This is a genomic window from Rhizobium sp. SVR5-9E (assembly GCF_056755095.1).
This window is the reverse complement of record NZ_JBNDHS010000020.1, coordinates 35,565-53,467: the sequence shown is the minus strand read 5'-3', so window position 1 is coordinate 53,467 and position 17,903 is coordinate 35,565. Positions and strand designations below refer to the sequence as shown.

Sequence of the window (17,903 nt, the reverse complement as noted above, 5' to 3'; positions counted from 1 at the left end):
CTTGCGCCCGGATTATGCCGCCACCTTTTCGCCGTCCGGCTGGAGCGCGTGAAGATAAGCCACGGAACGCTGAGCTTGAGCTGCGGCCTGGACGATGAAGCGTCTGTCGTTCTTTAGCACTGTCAGCCATGAGGCAATATAGCTCGCGTGGTCCGGTCGCGGTTCCAGCTCAGGAGCAATGCCAAGGTCGGCAGCAAGAAATACCGCCCCGAGCTCCGCGATCAGTTCCTCGCGCGCCCGTTCGGACCGATCTTTGGCATAGCGGGAAAGATCTCGGTTAAGGCGATGGCTGGCTCCTGCCCAATGGATGTGTTCGTGGGCAAGGGTGGCATAGTAGCTTCCCACGTCGCGGAAGGTCTCGATGGGCGGCATTTGGATCATGTCCAGTCCGGGAGCGTAAAAAGCCTTGTTGCCGCCATGCCGGACGGTGGCACCTGTACCACTGAAAAAGGCGTCCGCCGCCGGGATCCCGTCCATAGGCTGAACAGGTGCGCCGGTGGCCGATGTCGAATAGATCTCTGGCAGGCCATCGATCTGTGCGACGTTAAAGACGGTGTATGCCTTGAGAAAGGGAATCTCATGCTCGACTTCTTCACCCCTGCCATCGGTTTCGGTCTTGCGGATACGATTGGCATAAACGACCATCGAGCCGCTCTCCCCTTTGCGGACATGCCCGCCGAGTTCGACGGCCTGGCGGAAGGTCATCCAGATTTGCGACGAAAATCCCCGCGCCAGGCCTTCGGACCAGAGAAGCAGCACGTTGATCCCTGAATACGGTTCGCCGTTGAAGCGCAGCGGCCGCGAAACGCGGCCGCCCAGATGTTTCGCGCTCCAGGGCTGCACCCATGGGCGCACCCCTTTATCGAGCTGTTCGACGATCACGTCGGTGATGCGCGTATGGACGTCGGTGCGCGGTTCGGTCTTGGTGGTCGCTTTTCTCATCTTCGTTGATTCCTTTCATCCGGCGAGCCGCGCCATCGCGGGTCGTTACGGCGGTCGAACAGCGCGGCCGGAGGCGGCGCACCCGCGGTGCCCTGTTCGGGAATGGCCAGGATCTGAGAGCGGGCCGAAACGGCAGTGGAGGACGGCTTGCCGTTGCGCGTAGCCTTCTCCGGGCGACGCTAGACCGCAATCGGAACGAGCCACGATGGCGCGCCAAGCCGCTCGTCACATGAAAAAGGCCGCTGCACGCTCAGGTGCAGCGGCCTCGGCGTGGAGGACAAAGGTGCGGCCATCAGTCAAAGGCTGACAGCTGCATTGATGCGGCGCGCTGGTCGAGCGACGGGACCGACACTGCAGCACCGCCGCGCTCGTAGGGCTTCCAGGTTTCGCCGGTGATTTCCTCGTAAGCGCTGACGGTACCCTCGGCTGCCATGCGCAGCACGTGGGCCTGCAGGCCCATGTCGGCTGCGAATTCGCGCTTGCGTTGGGCGCGGCTGTCAAAGCCTACCGGACCGGCAAGATCCTCGTCCCGGTCGTCGTTGGATAGCTTTGCGGTCAAGTCGCGTGCTTCTGTCACCGAGCGGCTGTAGAACTGGCCGGCGCCGTAGGCAGAGCCGATATAAGAGCCGACGATGCGCTGCATGTGTGTCTGCATGGCCTTTTCCTGGAGACCGTCCTTCAGCGCCTCGGCACTCTCGATCAGTTGATTGCGATGGAGGTCACGCAGGCTTTCGCTGTCGATAACGCGCAGGCCGAAGCTTTCCGAGATGCGCTGCGCCTGGGCGCTGTCCGGGCAGGCGTGCCGGACCATCTCGAGTGTGGTGGCGCGCTGGGTGGCGGGGGTTTTGGAAGCGGAACGATTGAGCGGTGCCATGATGACTGTCCTTGAGTGCTGGTTGAGCGAAGCCCGAGGGTCCGTTTGTCCGGCGCTGTTCCTCGGGCGCGGTCGACACGAACCGGCGAAGCGGGCCCGGCTCAAGGTCAGGATGATGCGTGGCGAGAAAGGTCGGGTTGCGGATACCGCGGACCGCGCGCGGTCTGCCGTAGACGCGGCCCGGCCTTGTGAAGCAAGCGTCGAGCCTGCCGCAAAGCGGCGCAAAACGCGGCCTTTGACCGGGACGCCGTCCGGTTCAGACCGGAGCAAACCCGAGGGGCAGCACCCGACAAACCGCTAGGCGTCTTCGCTCCTGCACCTCGCAGGACGTCTTCACTGCACTGCTTACGCCCATGACAGCCTGGCCTTGCCGGCGAAGCTACGGTGGAACGCGGGCAATACGCCGGAGCAGCAGCCGAGGCAATCGCAACGGCCAGCGGTCGATGGAGCGTGATGCCGAGCGCCGTCTCCACACTATCGCAAGGACTGCCGGGAACGGCGTCCATCAACAGGCTTCGCCGGCCGCGTCGCCTCGTCTCCCTGATGGTCTGACGGTCAGTCGGTCAGAATTTGCCGCTCGCCCCAGCCGATGAAACTCGACGGGCCAGTATAGAGCGTATCGCGGACCTCATCGATGACAAAGCCGAAGAGCACGATCTCGCACCGTTGCTCGGCTACCAGATATCGGCGGGCTTCGTCGCCTCGTGCCCCGAGCCTTGCCACGCATTCGACAAACCCCGGCTGACGGCTGGATAGGATGGCAGAGACGACCACCCAGCGTCCGGCGTTTTCGGCCTCGAAACGCCGACGGTCCTTCGCACGAGACTGGCCGGGCTCCAAGATCTCGCCGCACAAGGCTTCCCAGGCATCCGGATAAAACTGGCGAAGTGTCTCATCGGCGTGGCGCTTTTCATAATTGATGAACAAGTCCGGGAAGGCATTGGCGACGACAGCCCAGGCGCAATCCTCTTCGTAAGCACCTTCAGGTGACCGTATGAAAACCGGTATAGAGGCGTTGCGCTCCGCTGACAGGAGAAATCCGCCGTGGCTGGCAGTACTGTGGCGGATAACGCCATCTGCGTAGACAACGGCGTACTGTGAGGCGCCCCACGGCGTGGGTACCGTTGCGGCAACACTGCGACGGTCGAGGAGCGCGAGCTGGCGCTGGTGCTCTGCCCACTCCTCGACCGTTTGTCTGAAAGCGGCCTCGTCGATCGGGTCTCTTTTCGTGTCATAGAAATCAACCTTCGTCCAACCCTCGATCGGACCGGCCAATCCCCAAGCCTTTGCAAGATGGAAGCTTTCGTCGTCGGCACCAAAAGTTGCCTGCAGAGGGAATGAACAGAGATCAAAGCCCGATGAGGCAGCGGTGTTGCCGAAGAGATCGAGCGTGAAGGGATCGTCATGCGTCATGAGATTTCCTTGTCGGGGAAGCGCGGCTCAGGGCGGGCTCAAGCCGCCGTTCGCCTGCGATGATGTCGGGAAGAGTTGGAGGGCGGCGGTCAGGCGGCGACCTGTTTGCCACGGTGGCGGAACTGCACGGGAAGCTTGGCGGCGATCTCGTCGTCGCTCAGGTCGTCGAGGAGTTTCCAGACCTTTGCCTGCGCGGCCGAAAACACCATGACGATGCGCCCGCCCGCAAAATCCGCGGCAAAACGCTGATCGGCATAGGCGCGGAAATCAGCGCCTGTGGTGCTCCAGATGTGCTCAAGCTTTTCGGTCCGGGTCATCGCGCGGACCGGCCTTGACTCGCGCTCGACGATTGTCCTGCGCATGCTGTTGATCGCACCGACATCGGCGAGATCGCAATAGGCGTGAAACCAGCGAAACCGGCCGTCGATCTTCAGGGTGAAGAAGACACTGGTGATTTTCCGCACCAAAAACTCACGCATCGCAAAGTGATCGCCGCGCATGAAGAGCGGCGGCAGGATATCCAACATGCGGTCATGGTCGGCCTCTGAGATCTCGAACCACTCGCCGGCATAAAGGCGACCCGAGATCCGATCATCGTCGGACGGGGCCTGGCCATGGCGGTTGAAGAGGGCGTACATCTGCTGACGGGTTGCAGCTCCTTCCAGGAACTGGCGATTGGCGGGAAGATGAGACATCGGCTGCTCCCTTGGGGTGGCTCCTGAAGGGACGCATCGACTTTCCCTTCAGTCCTTTGATCACCCCTTCTCAGCCGGCGCCTCGCGGGAACCGGGTCAGGGGCCGCCGTGCGGCGGGCGAAGCTTCACCCTTGACGCGGCTTCCCGTGCATGCGCCAGTTCCCCGCTTTCCCGTCTTTCCTTCAATTCCTCATTCCAGTCGATGGCGGGCGGGCGGACCCGGCTGAAGTCGCAACCGATGAGCTCGGCAATGTGCCGAAGCCGATCGGCATAGACCTCGCCTTGTGGATCGGCATCGGTGGCGGCAACAAGTATCGTGTTGGCAGCAATGGTTTCGATGATGCGGACGGTCGATGGCGACCACCCCCCGGTGCTTGCGTAGAGCGTATCCGGCCTGACCTTTTCTAAAGTCGCAAGGCTCAGCGCATCGATCGCAGCCTCGGTGATGCAGATACGGACTGGCTCGCGGCTTCCGAAAGAAAACACCGTCTTCGACCCGCCGTTGGAAAAGCCTCGCCATTGCGGGCCACGTTCTTCCCACCCAGATAGCTGCCCGCTCTCATCCTCGTGGCGGAACCAGGCGCTGCCGAAAGGGCCCTGCCGGATGAGGTCGCGCTTGGCGGCCAAGTGGAGAATCGACGGCGGCAACGCTCGGGTTTCGGACAGGTAGCGATAGGTCGGCGATCCCAAGGTCATTGCCGGGCGGCTCAACCACCTTTCGCGAATCGAAGCCGGACGCCGTCGCATAGAGACATCGGGAACAATCGGCGCGCTATGGAACCCGATGAGCCCACCGAGCCGCTCGACGGCGGCCGGAAACGAGGTTTCTCCCAACAGCCTCGCCAGCGTGAAGACATCACCCTTTCGCTCCGATAGCGGATCAAACCAGCCTGCTCCCTGATGCGTGACGATCACGATGTCCGCGCCACGCCGGAACTTCAACGCTCGGCGGCTGCTTTCCCGTTTATCGAGGATAAAGCCTGCCTGCAGCAACACGGTCGCGCAGGATACGCGGGCGCGCACCTCTTCTATCTTTTCTCTGTCCATGCTCGTTTCTCCTTTTTTCCTTTGCTGAGGGAAAGCTCTCGACTCCACCTCGGCGCGAAGGCCGAGGCTGCAAGGGCGCGATCGGAAATTGGACGCTGGTACGATCGTTCGCGGCGAAGCTTCCCTTGCGGCCGAAGAGCCGCAAGCGCAACTGCGTCAGGGAGGGAAAGCTGCAAGGGGAAGACTGGCGCAGTTGGGCTTCAACAGCGAGGCAGCTGCCTCATCAAAAACACGATGAGTGAATTCCCGCATGACAGCGTTACAGCAGGTGGGACGGCCTGCCTCTTCGATCTAACCTTACGAGGACATCAGGCTCCATGGATCGGCCAAGTCTATGTCTGCCTTACCGCGAGCCTTTGCTATAATCGCTGGGAAATCCTTGGCAGCTGCAGTGGTTGAACCTAAGTCGGATTGCAATTCGCGGAGGTGGGGCCAGGCGTCCAACTTCATTATCTTGAAGCTGGATCGGGAAGATCCGCTTATCATTGTACCAGGATGGTGTCAGACAGAAGACGTCTACAAGCATCAACTTGAAGCGCTGTCCGATCGATGGCGTTGTTATTGCCGTCGACATGCGCGGTCACGTACCGCCTCAAAACCTACTGCGGCTACCGCATTCAAGCTTTCGCTTCGGATCTGGCACGTTATCGAGCGATGATAACCTATCTCGCAGCTGACTGAAATCATGTAACGGCGCGGCTCATTCCATTGCGCCAGGGCGCGGACGCGATGAACCCGGGTGCCGAGCGGAATGTTTCTGATGCGGTGCGACAGGAAGATTCCGGAGTGCCGAGAAGAGCGGGATGAACCGCTGCAAACGTCCGACTGATCCGAGCCCTATATCATTGGCTCTCTTTGTCGCAGCGGCAGATGGAATTCTACGCTCGACTGTTGAGATGGGATGGTTGCCGCCCTCCCCAGACGGCATCGCGATGTGCCAGGTTGGTGGTGTTGAACGCCACGAAACGGAGAGGACGGTAGTATGAAGGATATAATGATCGGGGTGGATCTGGCAAAATCTGTCTTTCAGGTCCACGGCGCGTCGATGACGGGGCAGGTTAAGTTCCGCAAGAAACTGTCGCGGCCCCAGTCCCAGAAATTCATGGCAGAGCAAGCGCCTGCCATCGTTGTGATGGAGGCCTGTGGCGGCGCCCATTATTGGCCAGGCAGATGTTGAAGCTTGGCCATGAAGTGAAGTTGATCGCGCCTCAGTATGTCCGGCCTTTCGTGAAACGTCAGAAGAATGATGCCGCCGACGCCGAAGCGATCGTTATCGCGGCACAGCGTCCAGAAATGCGCTTCGTCGAGATGAAGTCGGCAGAGCAGCAGGCCAATGCCGTACTGTTCCGAGCGCGCGAGCGTATTGTCCATCAGCGCACGGAGTTGGTGAATGCTCTGCGCGCGGTACTCTACGAATACGGTCACATCGTTCCACAGGGGCTCGTCCAGCTCAAGCGCATCGAGGCAATCCTGGCCGAGCGGGACAGTGACCTTCCCATGCTTGTCCGTGAGGAATGCCGGGACCTTCTGGCGCAGATCGCAGAGAAGACGGCCCGAATAGCGGCGAAGACGAGGAAGGCCAGGGAACTGGCCGGGGGAACCAACATGGCGCGTCGGCTGCAAACCATGCCGGGGGTTGGCCATTGACCGCACTGGCCGTTGAGGCCTTCGCGCCGAAAATGGCGACCTTCGCGCGCGGCCGGGACTTTGCGGCATAGCTGGGCCTTGTGCCACGGCAACACTCGTCGGGTGGCAAGGAACGGCTTGGACGTGTTTCGAAGGCCGGGCAGGTCGATATCCGTCGGCTTCTAATCATTGGGGCGATGTCGCGTCTGAACTGGCGTGGGCGCAGATCGATTGATGAAGGTTCGTGGTTGGCGCGGATGCTGGCAAGGAAACCGAGGATGCTGGTCGCGACCGGCCAGCGGCTTCTGACAATGCCGCAAGTCAAAAGGCCTGACAGAAGACCGCACTCGATCACACGCTCATAAAGTTAGAAACTACTTGCATCAAGGGCGGCAACCACAGAAGACCTTTGTGGGACCTCTGCTCGACCATTCGCATGATCTCACGCGTCGCCGCGCCAAAGCGGAGTTTGGGGGTAATGATCCGCTTGGGTGCCAGGCCTTGTTTCTTCAGCAGTCTCCGGAGCAATTGCTTGGCAGCGTTGGTATCTCATGCGCCTTGGACGATTTCATCGAAGACGTACCCGTCCCGCTCCACGGCACGCCAGAGCCAGTGTTTTCTGCCGAAATGGAAATCACCACCTCGTCTAGATGCCAAATGTCTGGGCCGAAGGCTGCCTGCGACGAAGTGCTTTGCGTAATAGGTCCTAATTTCCCGGTTGCCCGATCGTTTCATACGAGACGGGGATCCCGCGCCCCAGCAGCATTTCCTCGAGAAGACGCAGGCTCAGCGGAAACCGAACTAGAGCCATACCGCATGGGCGATGATGGATGGCGGAAAACGATGGTTCTTTTCGCTGAGCGTTAGTTGGTCATGCCAACCGGTTATCATGGAACCGTCAAGCCACGACAAGGTGACATCATCCCCTCCAGACGGGGGCTGCGATCTCGAAGCCGGCGCATGGCGGGCCGCAGCTCTACGCCGCCGCCTGCGATCCAAAGTCCGGTTTCCCTTAAGCCGCGCGATGAGATTGGAGCGCTCTTGGGACATCAGCGACCACGAAGAATTACGAAACTTTCGGCTTGCGCGCGAGCTTGATAGTATCAAATAAGCTGATAGAAAAATATTGGAAGTGAAGCCATAACAGATGAAACCGAACTTTCTCACCGTAACCTCCGAAACCGGCGCTTTGGTGCTTAGGGGCCTGGCTTCTCCAGTCCGCATGGACATCCTCCAACTGCTGCACGATAGAGGCAAACTAAACGTCAACGAAATCAGCAGGGCTTTGGGGTTGCCGCAATCGACAATTGCAACGAACATTCAAATATTGGAGCAGGCTGGCCTAATTGAATCCTATTCGATAAAAGCTCGGAAAGGTCATCAGAAGATTTGCTCCGCAAAATATGAGGAGATCATTTTCCAGTTTCAGGTAAACTCGCAAGAGCGTCAAAATAATAAGGTCGAGGTGGCGATGCCACTTGGCCTCTTTACCGGATTTGAGGTGAGCGCTCCGTGCGGCCTTTGTTCGAGGGACGGCGTCATCGGACTTTTGGATGTCCCAAATTTTTTTCTCGATCCCGGCAGAATGCAGGCAGGCTTGCTCTGGTTCGGCCGAGGTTACGTCGAATATAAGTTTCCAAACAATGCTAAACTACTGAACTCCCGTGTTGACATCCTTGAATTCTCGATGGAGTTGTCGTCCGAGGTTCCCGGCACCAATCCAGACTGGCCCTCTGACATTACGCTATGGGTCAATGACCATCGTGTCGGCACCTGGACGTCGCCAGGCGACTTCGGCGACAAGCGCGGAGTCTTCACGCCTCTCTGGTGGAAGCTGGAAGGCTCCCAGTATGGCAAGCTCAAGACGTGGCGCATCAACAAGAGCGGATCCTACATCGATGGAATCCGAATATCAGAGATGACGATTGAAGATCTAGCTCTGTTCGAGCACCATTCAATCCGGATGAAGATCGGCATCGAGCCCAACGCGCGACATCCAGGCGGCGTAAATATATTTGGCCGAGGGTTTGGAAACTACGACCAGGATATTGTGATGCGTCTTTATCTCGAGCATTAACGATTGTCCGAGAGGGAAGATGCAAGACGGACGACTGTCCAGGAAGCCGGCGAGACGGTGATCCGAATGTCACCATTGGTCCCTTCAATCGCATCGAAGTTGATCGGCTTTACCTCGTCTGGCCTTCCCTTCGTATTGACGGCAAGCAGATCTGGATGGTGCAGCTGATGCGCACGCTGTTTCCTCAAGGTCCCGAACCCAGTTGCGTGGAGGCTGATGCCGATTTCTTCTGATAAGTGCCTATTCAGGATGAACAGTGTCACCGTTCCGTCGCTCTGCGAATGAACGGCGGAGAATTTCAAATACGGAACTTCGTCAATAGTGTCATAGAGCTCTTCCGTATGAGTGGGATCGTAGTATCGGGTTGCGTATGTGGGCGATTCGACATGGGCGTTTAGGACACGGCCTCTGCCGAGATTGCTGAAATCGGCGAACGGCCAAAAGATCGTCTGCCGCCAGGCGGGACCGCCCGTTTCAGTCATAATCGGTGCGATCGCGTTGACTAATTGGGCAAGGCAGCCCGCCTTCACGCGATCGGCGTGATTGAGCAGCGAGATGCAGGCGCCGCCGAAGACGAGAGCGTCCTGCATGTTATACTGCTCCTCAAGGATGCTGGGCGCGACCGGCCAGCCGCTCTGCACTCTGTTCTTTTCGCCGCGACGGGTTCGATACCAGACGTTCCATTCGTCGAAACTCAGCATGATCCGCTTCCGCGATCTGCGGCGCGCCGCTACTGCGTCTGCAATGGCGACGACCTCTTCGATGAAGCTGTCCATCAGATCTGGGCTGGCAAGGAAGGATGGCGTGTCGTCGGCGTAGTTGTTGAAATAGGTATGCAAGGAAATGAACTCGACGTGGTCGAAAGTGTGCTCGAGCACGACCCGTTCCCATTCGCCGAAGGTCGCCATCTTTCGCCCGGACGAGCCGCAGGCGGCCAGTTCGATCGTCGGGTCGGTGAGTTTCATCAGTTTTGCCGCTTCGACGGCGATATGGCCATATTCCTCCGCGGTCTTGGCACCCATCTGCCAGGCGCCGTCCATCTCATTACCGAGGCACCAGAACTTCACACCATGCGGTTTCTCCCAACCATGCTCGCGACGCAAATCGGAAAGAAATGTTCCCGACGGATGGTTGCAGTATTCGAGATAGTGACGCGCCTCGTCCGGCCCGCGCGTGCCGAGATTGACCGCCAGCATCGGCTCGATGTCGGCAAGCATGCACCAATCCAGGAATTCGTTCGTGCCGAACTCATTCGTCTCGATGGATTTCCAGGCAAGGTCGAGCCGGCGCGGCCGCTTTCCCACCGGACCGACACCCTCTTCCCAGTTGTATCCGGATACGAAATTGCCGCCCGGATAACGCATGATGGTGGGCGCAAGCTCGCGCACCAGGTCGAGAACATCCCTGCGAAAACCTTTCTCGTCAGCGTTTGGATGCCCCGGCTCGAAGATGCCGCCATAGACGCAGCGGCCGAGGTGCTCGACGAAGGCGCCGAACAGGCGCCTGTCGGTTTCTCCGATGATGAAGTCTCTGTCGAAACGCACTTTAGCTGTGAGCATGAGACGATACCGATCTTAGGTTGAACAACTGAGGGATGATCATGCCGCCCCTATTCGAGGTGGACAGGATTCAGAGGAGCGCGGTCGTGCGACGGGGCATCGCGCGCTTGTCGCGTTGCGACACTGGAGCCGGTGAGTACGCCTTTTCCCAAAGGATCGGGCGAGAGCACTGAACTCTTGAGCAGTTGCGAATAGGGATGTGTGGGATTGTCGAGCACTTCCCTGGCGGAGCCGCTTTCGACCACCTGCCCCTTCTGCATGATCATGATGCGATCGCTGATGGAGTAGGCGGTAGCGAGATCGTGGGTGATGTAGATGATCGAGACCTTTAGGTCGTCGCGCAGGGTCTTGAACAAGTTGACGATGGACATCCGGAGCGAGGCATCCACCATTGATACCGGTTCGTCGGCCAGGATGAGCGAAGGCCCCGATATCAAAGCCCGGGCGACGGCAACGCGCTGAAGCTGGCCGCCGGACAGCTCGTGCGGAAAGCGGCCCCGGACCTCCGCCATGGACAGACCAACCTTCTGCAAGGCATTGTCCGCGGCCCGATCCGCGTCAGCTTGGGATTTCGCCTCTGCAAAGTTCCGGGCGGTCATCAGGAGGTAACGGTCGACCTGCTTGAGAGGATTGAAGGCTTCGAACGGGTTCTGAAAGATCGGCTGCACCTCCTTCATGAAAGCAAGCCGCGCCCCGCGGTGGCGGATGGCGGAAATGTCCTGCCCCTTGAAGCGGATTTCGCCGATTGTCGGCGTCGTCATCTTCAACATCATACGCGCGAGCGTGGTCTTGCCGCTGCCGGATTCGCCAATGATGGTAAAGACTTCGGGCGGATCGCCTGCGAGAGCGAAGCTGACGTCGCTCACCGCTTGAAATGCCTTGCGGCCGAAGATGCCGCCGCGCGTATAAGTCTTGCTGACATGGCTGACGTTCAGAAGCATCCGGCTCATGGCGTCGCCTCCGATCTTGCCGGCATTTCCGTCTTCCCCCCAGCCGACGATCGCCCGTCAAGGCTCGGGCTGGCTGCGAAACAGGCGACCCTGTGATCAGGAGCCAATGTTGTCATTGGCGGATTCTCGCGACGGCATATGTCCATCGCCAGAGGGCATCGCGGGTGAAAGCGGCATCCGGCTGGTGGCGCGCCGAGATTCGGCGGCGAACCGGGAAGAGCTTCACGCGTATTGACTTTTCCCACGCGCGGAAGGCTCGCGATCAAGTGCGCGGTATAAGGATGCATCGGATCCGCAAAAACGTCTGCCGTCCGGCCCTCTTCGACAAGGCGACCGGCATACATGATGCCGAGACGGTCTGCGATGTTGGCGTGCACCGTGAGGTCATGCGTTACAAAGACCATCGATGAGCCGAATTCGCGTTGCGTTTCCCGTATCATCGCGAGCACGTCCTTCTGTACCACGACATCGAGCGCAGTGGTCGGTTCGTCGGCGATGATGAATTCGGGTCGGCACACCGTCGCCAGCGCAATGCACACCCGTTGGCGCATACCGCCCGATAATTCGTGCGGATAGGCACGCAGAACGTCGGCGGGCAGGCGCAGGCGCTCCAGATGCAGCTTCACCGCCTCGATGAAGGCCGGCTTTTCGAGCGCGATATGGCGGAAGGCAAAATCCTCAAAGGACCGCTCAATCCGCCTGACCGGGTTCAATACGTTCATGGAACCTTGCATAATGTACGAAAGATGTCGCCAGCGTACCGAATCTCGTTCCTCCGGCTTGAGCTCGTACAGGTCTCGATCGAGGAACTCATACCTGACGGAACCGCCGACGATGTCGAGGGGAGGCCTAATCGCACCAGCGATCGTCTTGATGAACGTGGTCTTGCCGCAGCTCGATTCGCCGGCGAGGCCGTAGATCTCGTTACGCCGCACATGCATCGTCACAGAGTCGACGGCGCGCACCTCCCGGTCGATGCCGAAGTAGCTCATCCGGTAGTAGGCGCGCAGGTCCTGCGTCGACAGGACCACATTCTCAGGTTGGTTGCCTCGTTGCCCCGCTGCCATCAGGATTTCCCCATCCGGCTCAATCGGCTGCGGGGATCGATGTACTCGTTCATCGAAATCGACAACAGAAACAGGCCGATAAAGGTCAGCGTCACGAAAGCGGTCGGGAAGAAGTACCACCACCAAACACCCGAGACCATTGCACTGTGCTGGTTCGCCCAAAAGATCATGCCGCCGATCGTTGGTGTCTCGACATCGGTGAAACCAAGAACGGCCAGAGTAATCTCCAGGCCTATCGACCAGTTCATGTTGTTCATGAAGGTGGAGAAGACGATCGGCAGGACGTAGGGCAGATGCTCTTCCGTGACGATCCGAGGCATCGACATGCCGGAGAAGATGCTCGTGTTGGTGAATTCCCTAGTCCTGAGGCTGATCATCATCGAGCGAATGAGCCTGGCATCGTATGACCAGCCCAGCCCCGACATGACCAGGGCAAGGGTGAACCAGGTCATGTCGTCCCGAAGAACAAAGTAGAGGAGCACCAGAAGGGGGAACAGCGGAATGACGATAAAGGTATCGTTTATCGACATCAGCACGCGATCGACGATTCCCCCGACGTAGCCGGAAATCAGGCCGATGATCAGCGACAGGATACGGCTGATCAGGGCGACGACGAAACCGAAGGTGAGCGTATTCCTGAGGGCGAAGGTAAGCTGCCAGAATATATCCTGACCACGTGAATTCGTGCCGAAGATAAATTCCGGCGAGGGCGGCATGTCCATCGCAACGACATACGAATCGATCGGCTGGTAAGGCGAGAAGAAGGAGGCGAGCGAGATCGCAAGGATGACCGACATGATGATGATCCCGATCGCGAATTCGACGTTGTAGCGGAAAAGATCTCGAACGACGCTGATCATTGCTGCACCTGCACGCGTGGATCGATCAACGGATAGAAAATATCGATCAGGAAGACCGCAGCCGAGACGGAAATAATTGAGATCGAGGCTATGCCCAGCACCAGCGAATAGTCCGCCGCGTGCACAGCATCGACGAGCAGCCGGCCGATCCCGGGATAGCCGAACACCTGCTCCGTGATGACCGCGCCGTTGAAGATCGCACCGATCGACATCGCTAGACCGGTGATCTGCGGCATGAAGGCATTGCGCATGACGTAGGATCTGAGGACCCGTTGGCGCGGAACTCCCCCCAATTCGGCATAGACGACATAGTCATCGGTGATGATGTTGGACACCAGCGCCCGCATACCCATGAACCAGCCCCCTATGCCGACCAGCATGAGCGAGAGTGCCGGGAGAATGGAGTGCAGCAGGACGCTGCCGACGAAGGTCGGCGTCCATCCAGGCTGCAGGTTCATCTCGTATCCACCAGCACTCGGCAGCAAGGGCAGCACGAAGGTGAACGCGATGAGCAGCACAAAGGCGACGATATAATAGGGAACCGGATGCACGCCCATCGTGATGACGCCGATGATCCTGAGAAGGCGGTTTCGATGGTAATATCCAGCAAGGCCGCCGAGAATATTGCCGAGCAACCAGCTTAGAAGCGTTGAAAACGTCAGAAGGCCGATCGTCCAGGGCAGGGCGTTTCCGATCAGGACGGTGACAGGTGTCGGAAAGGCTGACAAGGATGGGCCGAAATCAAGGAAGGCCAACCGTTTCCAGAATACGAGATACTGCGTCCAAAGCCCGTCGCCCGTCCCGTAGAGTTCGCGAAGAGACTGACGAAGAAGCTCGATCGATTCCGGGCTCGAAAATCCAAAGGAGCTCACCTGCGCTACTGCATGCTCGACCGGATCAACCGGTGTCAGATGCGTGATGAAGAACGTCAGGCTGATACCGATAAAGACCACCAGCGCGAATTGCAGGAAACGCTTGCCGACGTGGAGTGCGTATGATCGCATATGTGACCCAACTCCGACTTGACGATATCGCGAGGGGAAGGACGGATCGGTCCTTCCTTCCCCCGCGCACAGGCTCATCCTTGGGCTATTTGGCCGATTTTACCGGCTTGAGCTTCACCATCATGTATTTGGTGTTGCCCCAGTTCGGCACGGGATCGGTGTAAGGCGCATCCGTGGCGTTGGGGTAGCCGGTCCAGTAGGTCGTATCCATCACGGTGAACACGTTGTAGGACATCAACGGGATGGTCGGCATCTCTTCCGCGGTAAGCTTGAGATAGTCTAGGCCCAGTTCGATGCCCCGCGGATCGTCGAAATCGATCCTCCGGATCTCCTCGATGATCTTGTCGAGGCGCGGTTCAGCCCAGCGCTGCCAGTTGCGCGGTGGCTGGACCTTGCCGATTTCGGCCACGAACTGGGAATGCCAGCTGTCCAGGAAGAACGATAGGTCCGGATGGCCGCCCCAGGTCTCGACGCTCCAGCCGATAAAGGTGTCGAAATCGCCGACACCGCGGCGGTCGATCAGGGTACCCTGGGCAACATCGATATTGGCGTCGATGCCGAACTGACGCCATTGTTGAACAATGATCGAACCTGCACGCGTCATCACAGGTCTCAGATCGCCTTCGACCATGACCTTGACGGTGAACGGCTCGCCGTTCGGCTGATGCCACTTGCCGCCCTGCTTGGTGAAGCCCGCCTTCTCCAGCAACTCCGTGGCGGCCTCCTTGTCGGGTTTCCACCATCCGCGGCCGATCGCAGTCGAAATCTCTTCCGGACTAGAGGGAATCTGGTCCTTCATTGATGGTCGAAGCATCTCGGCAATCTGCTTGCCCATTGTTGGGTCGTAAGGCTTGATCTTGCGCTTGCCTGTATCGACCTCGAAACTGGCAAGCCAGCTCTCCATCGGTTCGAAGTAGTACTTCGGATACAACCCGGTCGGCGGGACACCCAGGGCCGAGATCGTCGCAGCACCGCGATATGAGGCCATGCTAACGGCCTTGATATCGATGAGCAGCGCCAGCGCCCAGCGAACGTCCTTGTTTTGGAACTTCTCAAGACGATGGTTGAAGATGACAGCAGGTAGTGTCGGATCGGGATGCGCGTAGGGAAAGCCCTTGAACCAGCTTGTCGAGGACGGCGACTCCTTGGCAAGTGTGAACATGCCTTCCGGTGACGTGTCGTGGATGACGTCGAGCCGATGGTTCCGCTGCTCGATGACGCGCTTTTCGGGGGGACCGGGATCGATATAAGCGAGAAATTTCGGGCCGGGTTCTCCGAAACGCGCAACGGTGGTTCGCTGCCAGTCGTCACGCTTCTGCCAGATGAACCATTTGCCGCCCTGGTCGAAATTTTTCAGTGTGTACGCACCAAGCGAGACCGGCGGGTTGAAGTCGTATTTCAGGACGTCATCGACTTTCTCGAATACGTGCTTGGGCATCATCCACATGGCATTCCATCGCACGGTAAACAGCGCATGGAAGCGTGAGTTCGGCTTCTTGAGCTTGAAGAGCACTTCCGTAGGGCTCTTCTTCTCTATGGAGGCGACATTGACCTGTATCGGCGCGCTCCACCGCAAGCCATTGGTTCTGAGATGAGTATCGACGGTGTAGACGACATCGTCGGCGGTGAATTCGACTCCATCGCTCCAGAAAACTCCGGGGCGGAGCTTTACTGTCATCTCTGTGAAATCGCTGTTGTAGGCCGGCTTTTCAGATGCGAGGGAATTGTCCCAGACGCCGTCGATGCCGTGGTCGGCGTCGATATACCAGAACGTGTCCATCGCATTCTGATGGAGGCCGGTTGTCTGGCCACCGGCATTGATTGCCCAAATGTTGAACCATCCGGCGTTCTTGATTGTCCCCTCGGGATTCTCAAGGATGAGAAGCTCTTCACGGGGGATTTCCGATGTTGGCGCTGCGGTTTGTGCAAAAGACGGCTTGCTCGCAAGAAACGTACCGGCGAGCAGAATGAATGTTCTCCTCGATAGCATGCCGTACCCTCCCAATGGCCAGTTGCTCTTTGGCATCTGTATCCAAGCTCATCATTGGCGATGTCGAGATTGCTGTCAACGAAAATATCGGAATATATCCGAAATCATGATACTATTGATCGCTAAGCGAAAGCCCGGCTTTTCCTATCGCTAACGGGATCGTGCTGCATTTCTGAGGAAGGCAAACTGGCCAAACTAGTCGATGAAACCGCGGATAACCGCATGGGAGAGGCACGGAGACGACGCTGTTCGGATGGTTGCTGCTCGCTGTTCAACACAATGGCAAGGGTGGAGGCCGGCGACATTTCGGGTGACCATGCCTTCCGTGTCAGGCGTCGGTTCCGCCTATCTGCCTCGCTATGCTGGAAGCTTCAATGTTCCCTTGATGGCTGACGGAAAGTCTGTTGCGACGCATGCCTTTTAGGGGACGGAGCCGCGCAGATGTCAGAGCTGCTTTCGCAGGTAAAGGGTCGGCGTGTCCTCAGGCTCGATCGCGCGGACATTGCCGGTAAGGCACGGGACCGTTCATATCGCTGCGCTCTTCCCGGGAAAGTGAATTCTTTTCAGGAGGTTGGCGCTCCAACCATCAACATTCGTGAGCTGCTAACGGCTCAATAACGAGGTCAGCGCATCCGACAGGGGCGTCGACGCGACGGGGAGGCTCCGTCCTGTGGGAGGTGCGATCTGGCGACCCAAACACGGGCCGCCGCGTTGTCTCACAATTTCCTTCAAGACGATCCGATCAGGCGGCGGTCTCGATCCAGCTGGTCAGGGCCGACTTGGCCGCCGCGCCAACTTTTACATCGGCGACCTTGCCGGCCTTGAAAATCGCCAGGGTCGGAATCGATCGAATGCCGTATTCGGCGGCGAGCTGCGGGTTTTCATCGACGTTGATCTTGGCGACCTTGACCTTGCCGGCCATTTCACTGGCGATCTCCTCAAGGCTCGGTCCAATGAGCCTGCAAGGGCCGCACCATGCAGCCCAGAAATCGACTACGACGGGGATGTCGGATTCGAGAACTTCCGATTCGAAGTTATTGGTATCGATTTTTACACTCGCAACAGAGGTCACTGAACTTGCTCCTTGATTTGGTCGCTCCCCGACATGACGGCGCGCAAGGCGCCCTTTGTCGCCCTCATCAGGCGACTGCCGGGAAGTCGACGGTCGTGTCATTGATGCGGTTGAAGACGTTGGTGAAGATCGTCACCGAAATGGCAAGGCTGATCTCGACGAGCTGTTCGTCAGTGTACCCGGCCGCCATGATGGCATTGAATTCCTCTTCGGAGATCGTTCCGCTGGTCTTCTGCAGGTTGCGCACGAAGCGCACCAGCGCCTCGCGCTTTGTGTCGCCGGTCGGCTCGCCGGCGCGGATCAGCTTGAGAACGTGGGCTTCAGGCCAGTCAGCTTGCTCAGCATGGTATGGGCAGCCACACAGTAGTCGCAGCCTGCTTGTTCGCTGACGATCAGCTTGATGGTTTCGAGATCCTGCTTGCCGAGCGTACCCTTGGCGAGGACGGCGTCGGCGTCGAGAATCGACTTCAGCGCGGCCGGGCCGAGTGAACCGATGGCGGCGAAGGTGTTCGGAACGCCACCGGCGGCCTTCTTGATCTGGGCGAAGAGGTCAGCGGTTTCGCCGGTTGCGACGGAAACGGCGGGGGTGGAGATACCAGAGGTAATTGGCTCACTCCTTGGAAAACGTGTTGACGGGAGTGAACCTAAGCAGCCGCAGTGAGTTTGTTAATGTCTCTAGGCCTCAACTATGTGCTAATTCGTCTCACGTTACGGTTTGACAGGTCAG

At 58.7% G+C, this 17,903-nt stretch carries 15 protein-coding genes and 3 pseudogenes; 2 read left to right on the top strand and 16 right to left on the bottom strand.

Annotated elements, in window-relative coordinates:
- Positions 1-12 precede the first annotated feature (12 nt).
- The 6 genes and pseudogenes from ACPYOJ_RS12340 to ACPYOJ_RS12315 all read right to left on the bottom strand — a co-directional run.
- Positions 13-942: an ArdC family protein gene (locus ACPYOJ_RS12340; protein ID WP_168833122.1), complete on the bottom strand. Its 930-nt coding sequence runs from the start codon at positions 940-942 to the stop codon at positions 13-15.
- 292 nt (positions 943-1,234) lie between these two features.
- Entirely contained in the window at positions 1,235-1,816 is a 582-nt protein-coding gene (locus ACPYOJ_RS12335; protein WP_481416496.1) for a hypothetical protein, read from the bottom strand.
- Positions 1,817-2,371: 555 nt separating this feature from the next.
- On the bottom strand, positions 2,372-3,229 hold the full coding sequence (locus ACPYOJ_RS12330) for a DUF7007 domain-containing protein (protein ID WP_481416495.1): 858 nt from the start codon (positions 3,227-3,229) through the stop codon (positions 2,372-2,374).
- A gap of 89 nt (positions 3,230-3,318) precedes the next feature.
- On the bottom strand, positions 3,319-3,924 hold the full coding sequence (locus ACPYOJ_RS12325; RefSeq protein ID WP_481416494.1) for a DUF1419 domain-containing protein: 606 nt from the start codon (positions 3,922-3,924) through the stop codon (positions 3,319-3,321).
- A 96-nt stretch (positions 3,925-4,020) separates the two neighbouring features.
- A complete protein-coding gene (locus ACPYOJ_RS12320) occupies positions 4,021-4,971 on the bottom strand; it encodes a DUF3991 and toprim domain-containing protein (RefSeq protein WP_481416493.1) in 951 nt (316 codons plus the stop codon).
- 705 nt (positions 4,972-5,676) lie between these two features.
- Positions 5,677-5,844 (bottom strand): annotated as a pseudogene (locus tag ACPYOJ_RS12315) (IS6 family transposase); the annotation flags it as partial.
- A 109-nt stretch (positions 5,845-5,953) separates the two neighbouring features.
- Here ACPYOJ_RS12315 and ACPYOJ_RS12310 point away from each other — a divergent pair.
- Positions 5,954-6,962 (top strand): annotated as a pseudogene (locus ACPYOJ_RS12310) (IS110 family RNA-guided transposase).
- A gap of 37 nt (positions 6,963-6,999) precedes the next feature.
- Here the strand turns inward: ACPYOJ_RS12310 and ACPYOJ_RS12305 are convergent.
- A pseudogene (locus tag ACPYOJ_RS12305) lies at positions 7,000-7,488 on the bottom strand (IS6 family transposase); the annotation flags it as partial.
- Positions 7,489-7,744: 256 nt separating this feature from the next.
- Here ACPYOJ_RS12305 and ACPYOJ_RS12300 point away from each other — a divergent pair.
- Positions 7,745-8,674, top strand: a complete 930-nt coding sequence (locus ACPYOJ_RS12300) for an ArsR/SmtB family transcription factor (protein ID WP_481416492.1) — start codon at positions 7,745-7,747, stop codon at positions 8,672-8,674.
- On the opposite strand, the gene arfA is transcribed toward ACPYOJ_RS12300, so the two are convergent.
- The 9 genes from arfA to ACPYOJ_RS12255 all read right to left on the bottom strand — a co-directional run bounded on the left by arfA (position 8,671) and on the right by ACPYOJ_RS12255 (position 17,569).
- On the bottom strand, positions 8,671-10,233 hold the full coding sequence (gene arfA, locus ACPYOJ_RS12295) for an arabinosylfuranosidase ArfA (protein WP_168833128.1): 1,563 nt from the start codon (positions 10,231-10,233) through the stop codon (positions 8,671-8,673). The genes ACPYOJ_RS12300 and arfA overlap by 4 nt on opposite strands.
- Positions 10,234-10,283: 50 nt before the next feature.
- Positions 10,284-11,183 (bottom strand): ABC transporter ATP-binding protein, encoded by a 900-nt coding sequence (locus ACPYOJ_RS12290; RefSeq protein WP_168833129.1) that lies wholly within the window; start codon positions 11,181-11,183, stop codon positions 10,284-10,286.
- Positions 11,180-12,250 carry an ABC transporter ATP-binding protein gene (locus ACPYOJ_RS12285; RefSeq protein ID WP_481416525.1) on the bottom strand — a complete coding sequence of 357 codons (1,071 nt, stop codon included), beginning with the start codon at positions 12,248-12,250 and terminating at the stop codon, positions 11,180-11,182. Before ACPYOJ_RS12285 ends, ACPYOJ_RS12290 begins: the two co-directional genes overlap by 4 nt.
- Positions 12,250-13,110: an ABC transporter permease gene (locus ACPYOJ_RS12280; RefSeq protein WP_481416491.1), complete on the bottom strand. Its 861-nt coding sequence runs from the start codon at positions 13,108-13,110 to the stop codon at positions 12,250-12,252. Before ACPYOJ_RS12280 ends, ACPYOJ_RS12285 begins: the two co-directional genes overlap by 1 nt.
- Positions 13,107-14,114, bottom strand: a complete 1,008-nt coding sequence (locus ACPYOJ_RS12275) for an ABC transporter permease (protein WP_168833132.1) — start codon at positions 14,112-14,114, stop codon at positions 13,107-13,109. The genes ACPYOJ_RS12280 and ACPYOJ_RS12275 overlap by 4 nt, the downstream gene beginning before the upstream one ends.
- A gap of 85 nt (positions 14,115-14,199) precedes the next feature.
- Positions 14,200-16,104, bottom strand: coding sequence for an ABC transporter substrate-binding protein (locus ACPYOJ_RS12270; protein ID WP_481416490.1), 1,905 nt, complete (start codon positions 16,102-16,104; stop codon positions 14,200-14,202).
- 742 nt (positions 16,105-16,846) lie between these two features.
- Positions 16,847-17,176 (bottom strand): thioredoxin, encoded by a 330-nt coding sequence (trxA, locus tag ACPYOJ_RS12265; protein WP_481416489.1) that lies wholly within the window; start codon positions 17,174-17,176, stop codon positions 16,847-16,849.
- 67 nt (positions 17,177-17,243) lie between these two features.
- A complete protein-coding gene (locus ACPYOJ_RS12260; RefSeq protein WP_481416488.1) occupies positions 17,244-17,432 on the bottom strand; it encodes a carboxymuconolactone decarboxylase family protein in 189 nt (62 codons plus the stop codon).
- Between the two features lie 44 nt (positions 17,433-17,476).
- Complete coding sequence (locus ACPYOJ_RS12255; RefSeq protein WP_481416524.1) at positions 17,477-17,569, bottom strand: hypothetical protein; 93 nt, start codon at positions 17,567-17,569, stop codon at positions 17,477-17,479.
- Between the last annotated feature and the right edge of the window lie 334 nt (positions 17,570-17,903).

Coding starts and splice junctions, on each gene's coding strand:
- ACPYOJ_RS12340 (WP_168833122.1), bottom strand. CDS start 942: ATGAGAAAAGCGACCACCAAGACCGAACCGCGCACCGACGTCCATACG.
- ACPYOJ_RS12335 (WP_481416496.1), bottom strand. CDS start 1,816: ATGGCACCGCTCAATCGTTCCGCTTCCAAAACCCCCGCCACCCAGCGC.
- ACPYOJ_RS12330 (WP_481416495.1), bottom strand. CDS start 3,229: ATGACGCATGACGATCCCTTCACGCTCGATCTCTTCGGCAACACCGCT.
- ACPYOJ_RS12325 (WP_481416494.1), bottom strand. CDS start 3,924: ATGTCTCATCTTCCCGCCAATCGCCAGTTCCTGGAAGGAGCTGCAACC.
- ACPYOJ_RS12320 (WP_481416493.1), bottom strand. CDS start 4,971: ATGGACAGAGAAAAGATAGAAGAGGTGCGCGCCCGCGTATCCTGCGCG.
- ACPYOJ_RS12300 (WP_481416492.1), top strand. CDS start 7,745: ATGAAACCGAACTTTCTCACCGTAACCTCCGAAACCGGCGCTTTGGTG.
- arfA (WP_168833128.1), bottom strand. CDS start 10,233: ATGCTCACAGCTAAAGTGCGTTTCGACAGAGACTTCATCATCGGAGAA.
- ACPYOJ_RS12290 (WP_168833129.1), bottom strand. CDS start 11,183: ATGAGCCGGATGCTTCTGAACGTCAGCCATGTCAGCAAGACTTATACG.
- ACPYOJ_RS12285 (WP_481416525.1), bottom strand. CDS start 12,250: ATGGCAGCGGGGCAACGAGGCAACCAACCTGAGAATGTGGTCCTGTCG.
- ACPYOJ_RS12280 (WP_481416491.1), bottom strand. CDS start 13,110: ATGATCAGCGTCGTTCGAGATCTTTTCCGCTACAACGTCGAATTCGCG.
- ACPYOJ_RS12275 (WP_168833132.1), bottom strand. CDS start 14,114: ATGCGATCATACGCACTCCACGTCGGCAAGCGTTTCCTGCAATTCGCG.
- ACPYOJ_RS12270 (WP_481416490.1), bottom strand. CDS start 16,104: ATGCTATCGAGGAGAACATTCATTCTGCTCGCCGGTACGTTTCTTGCG.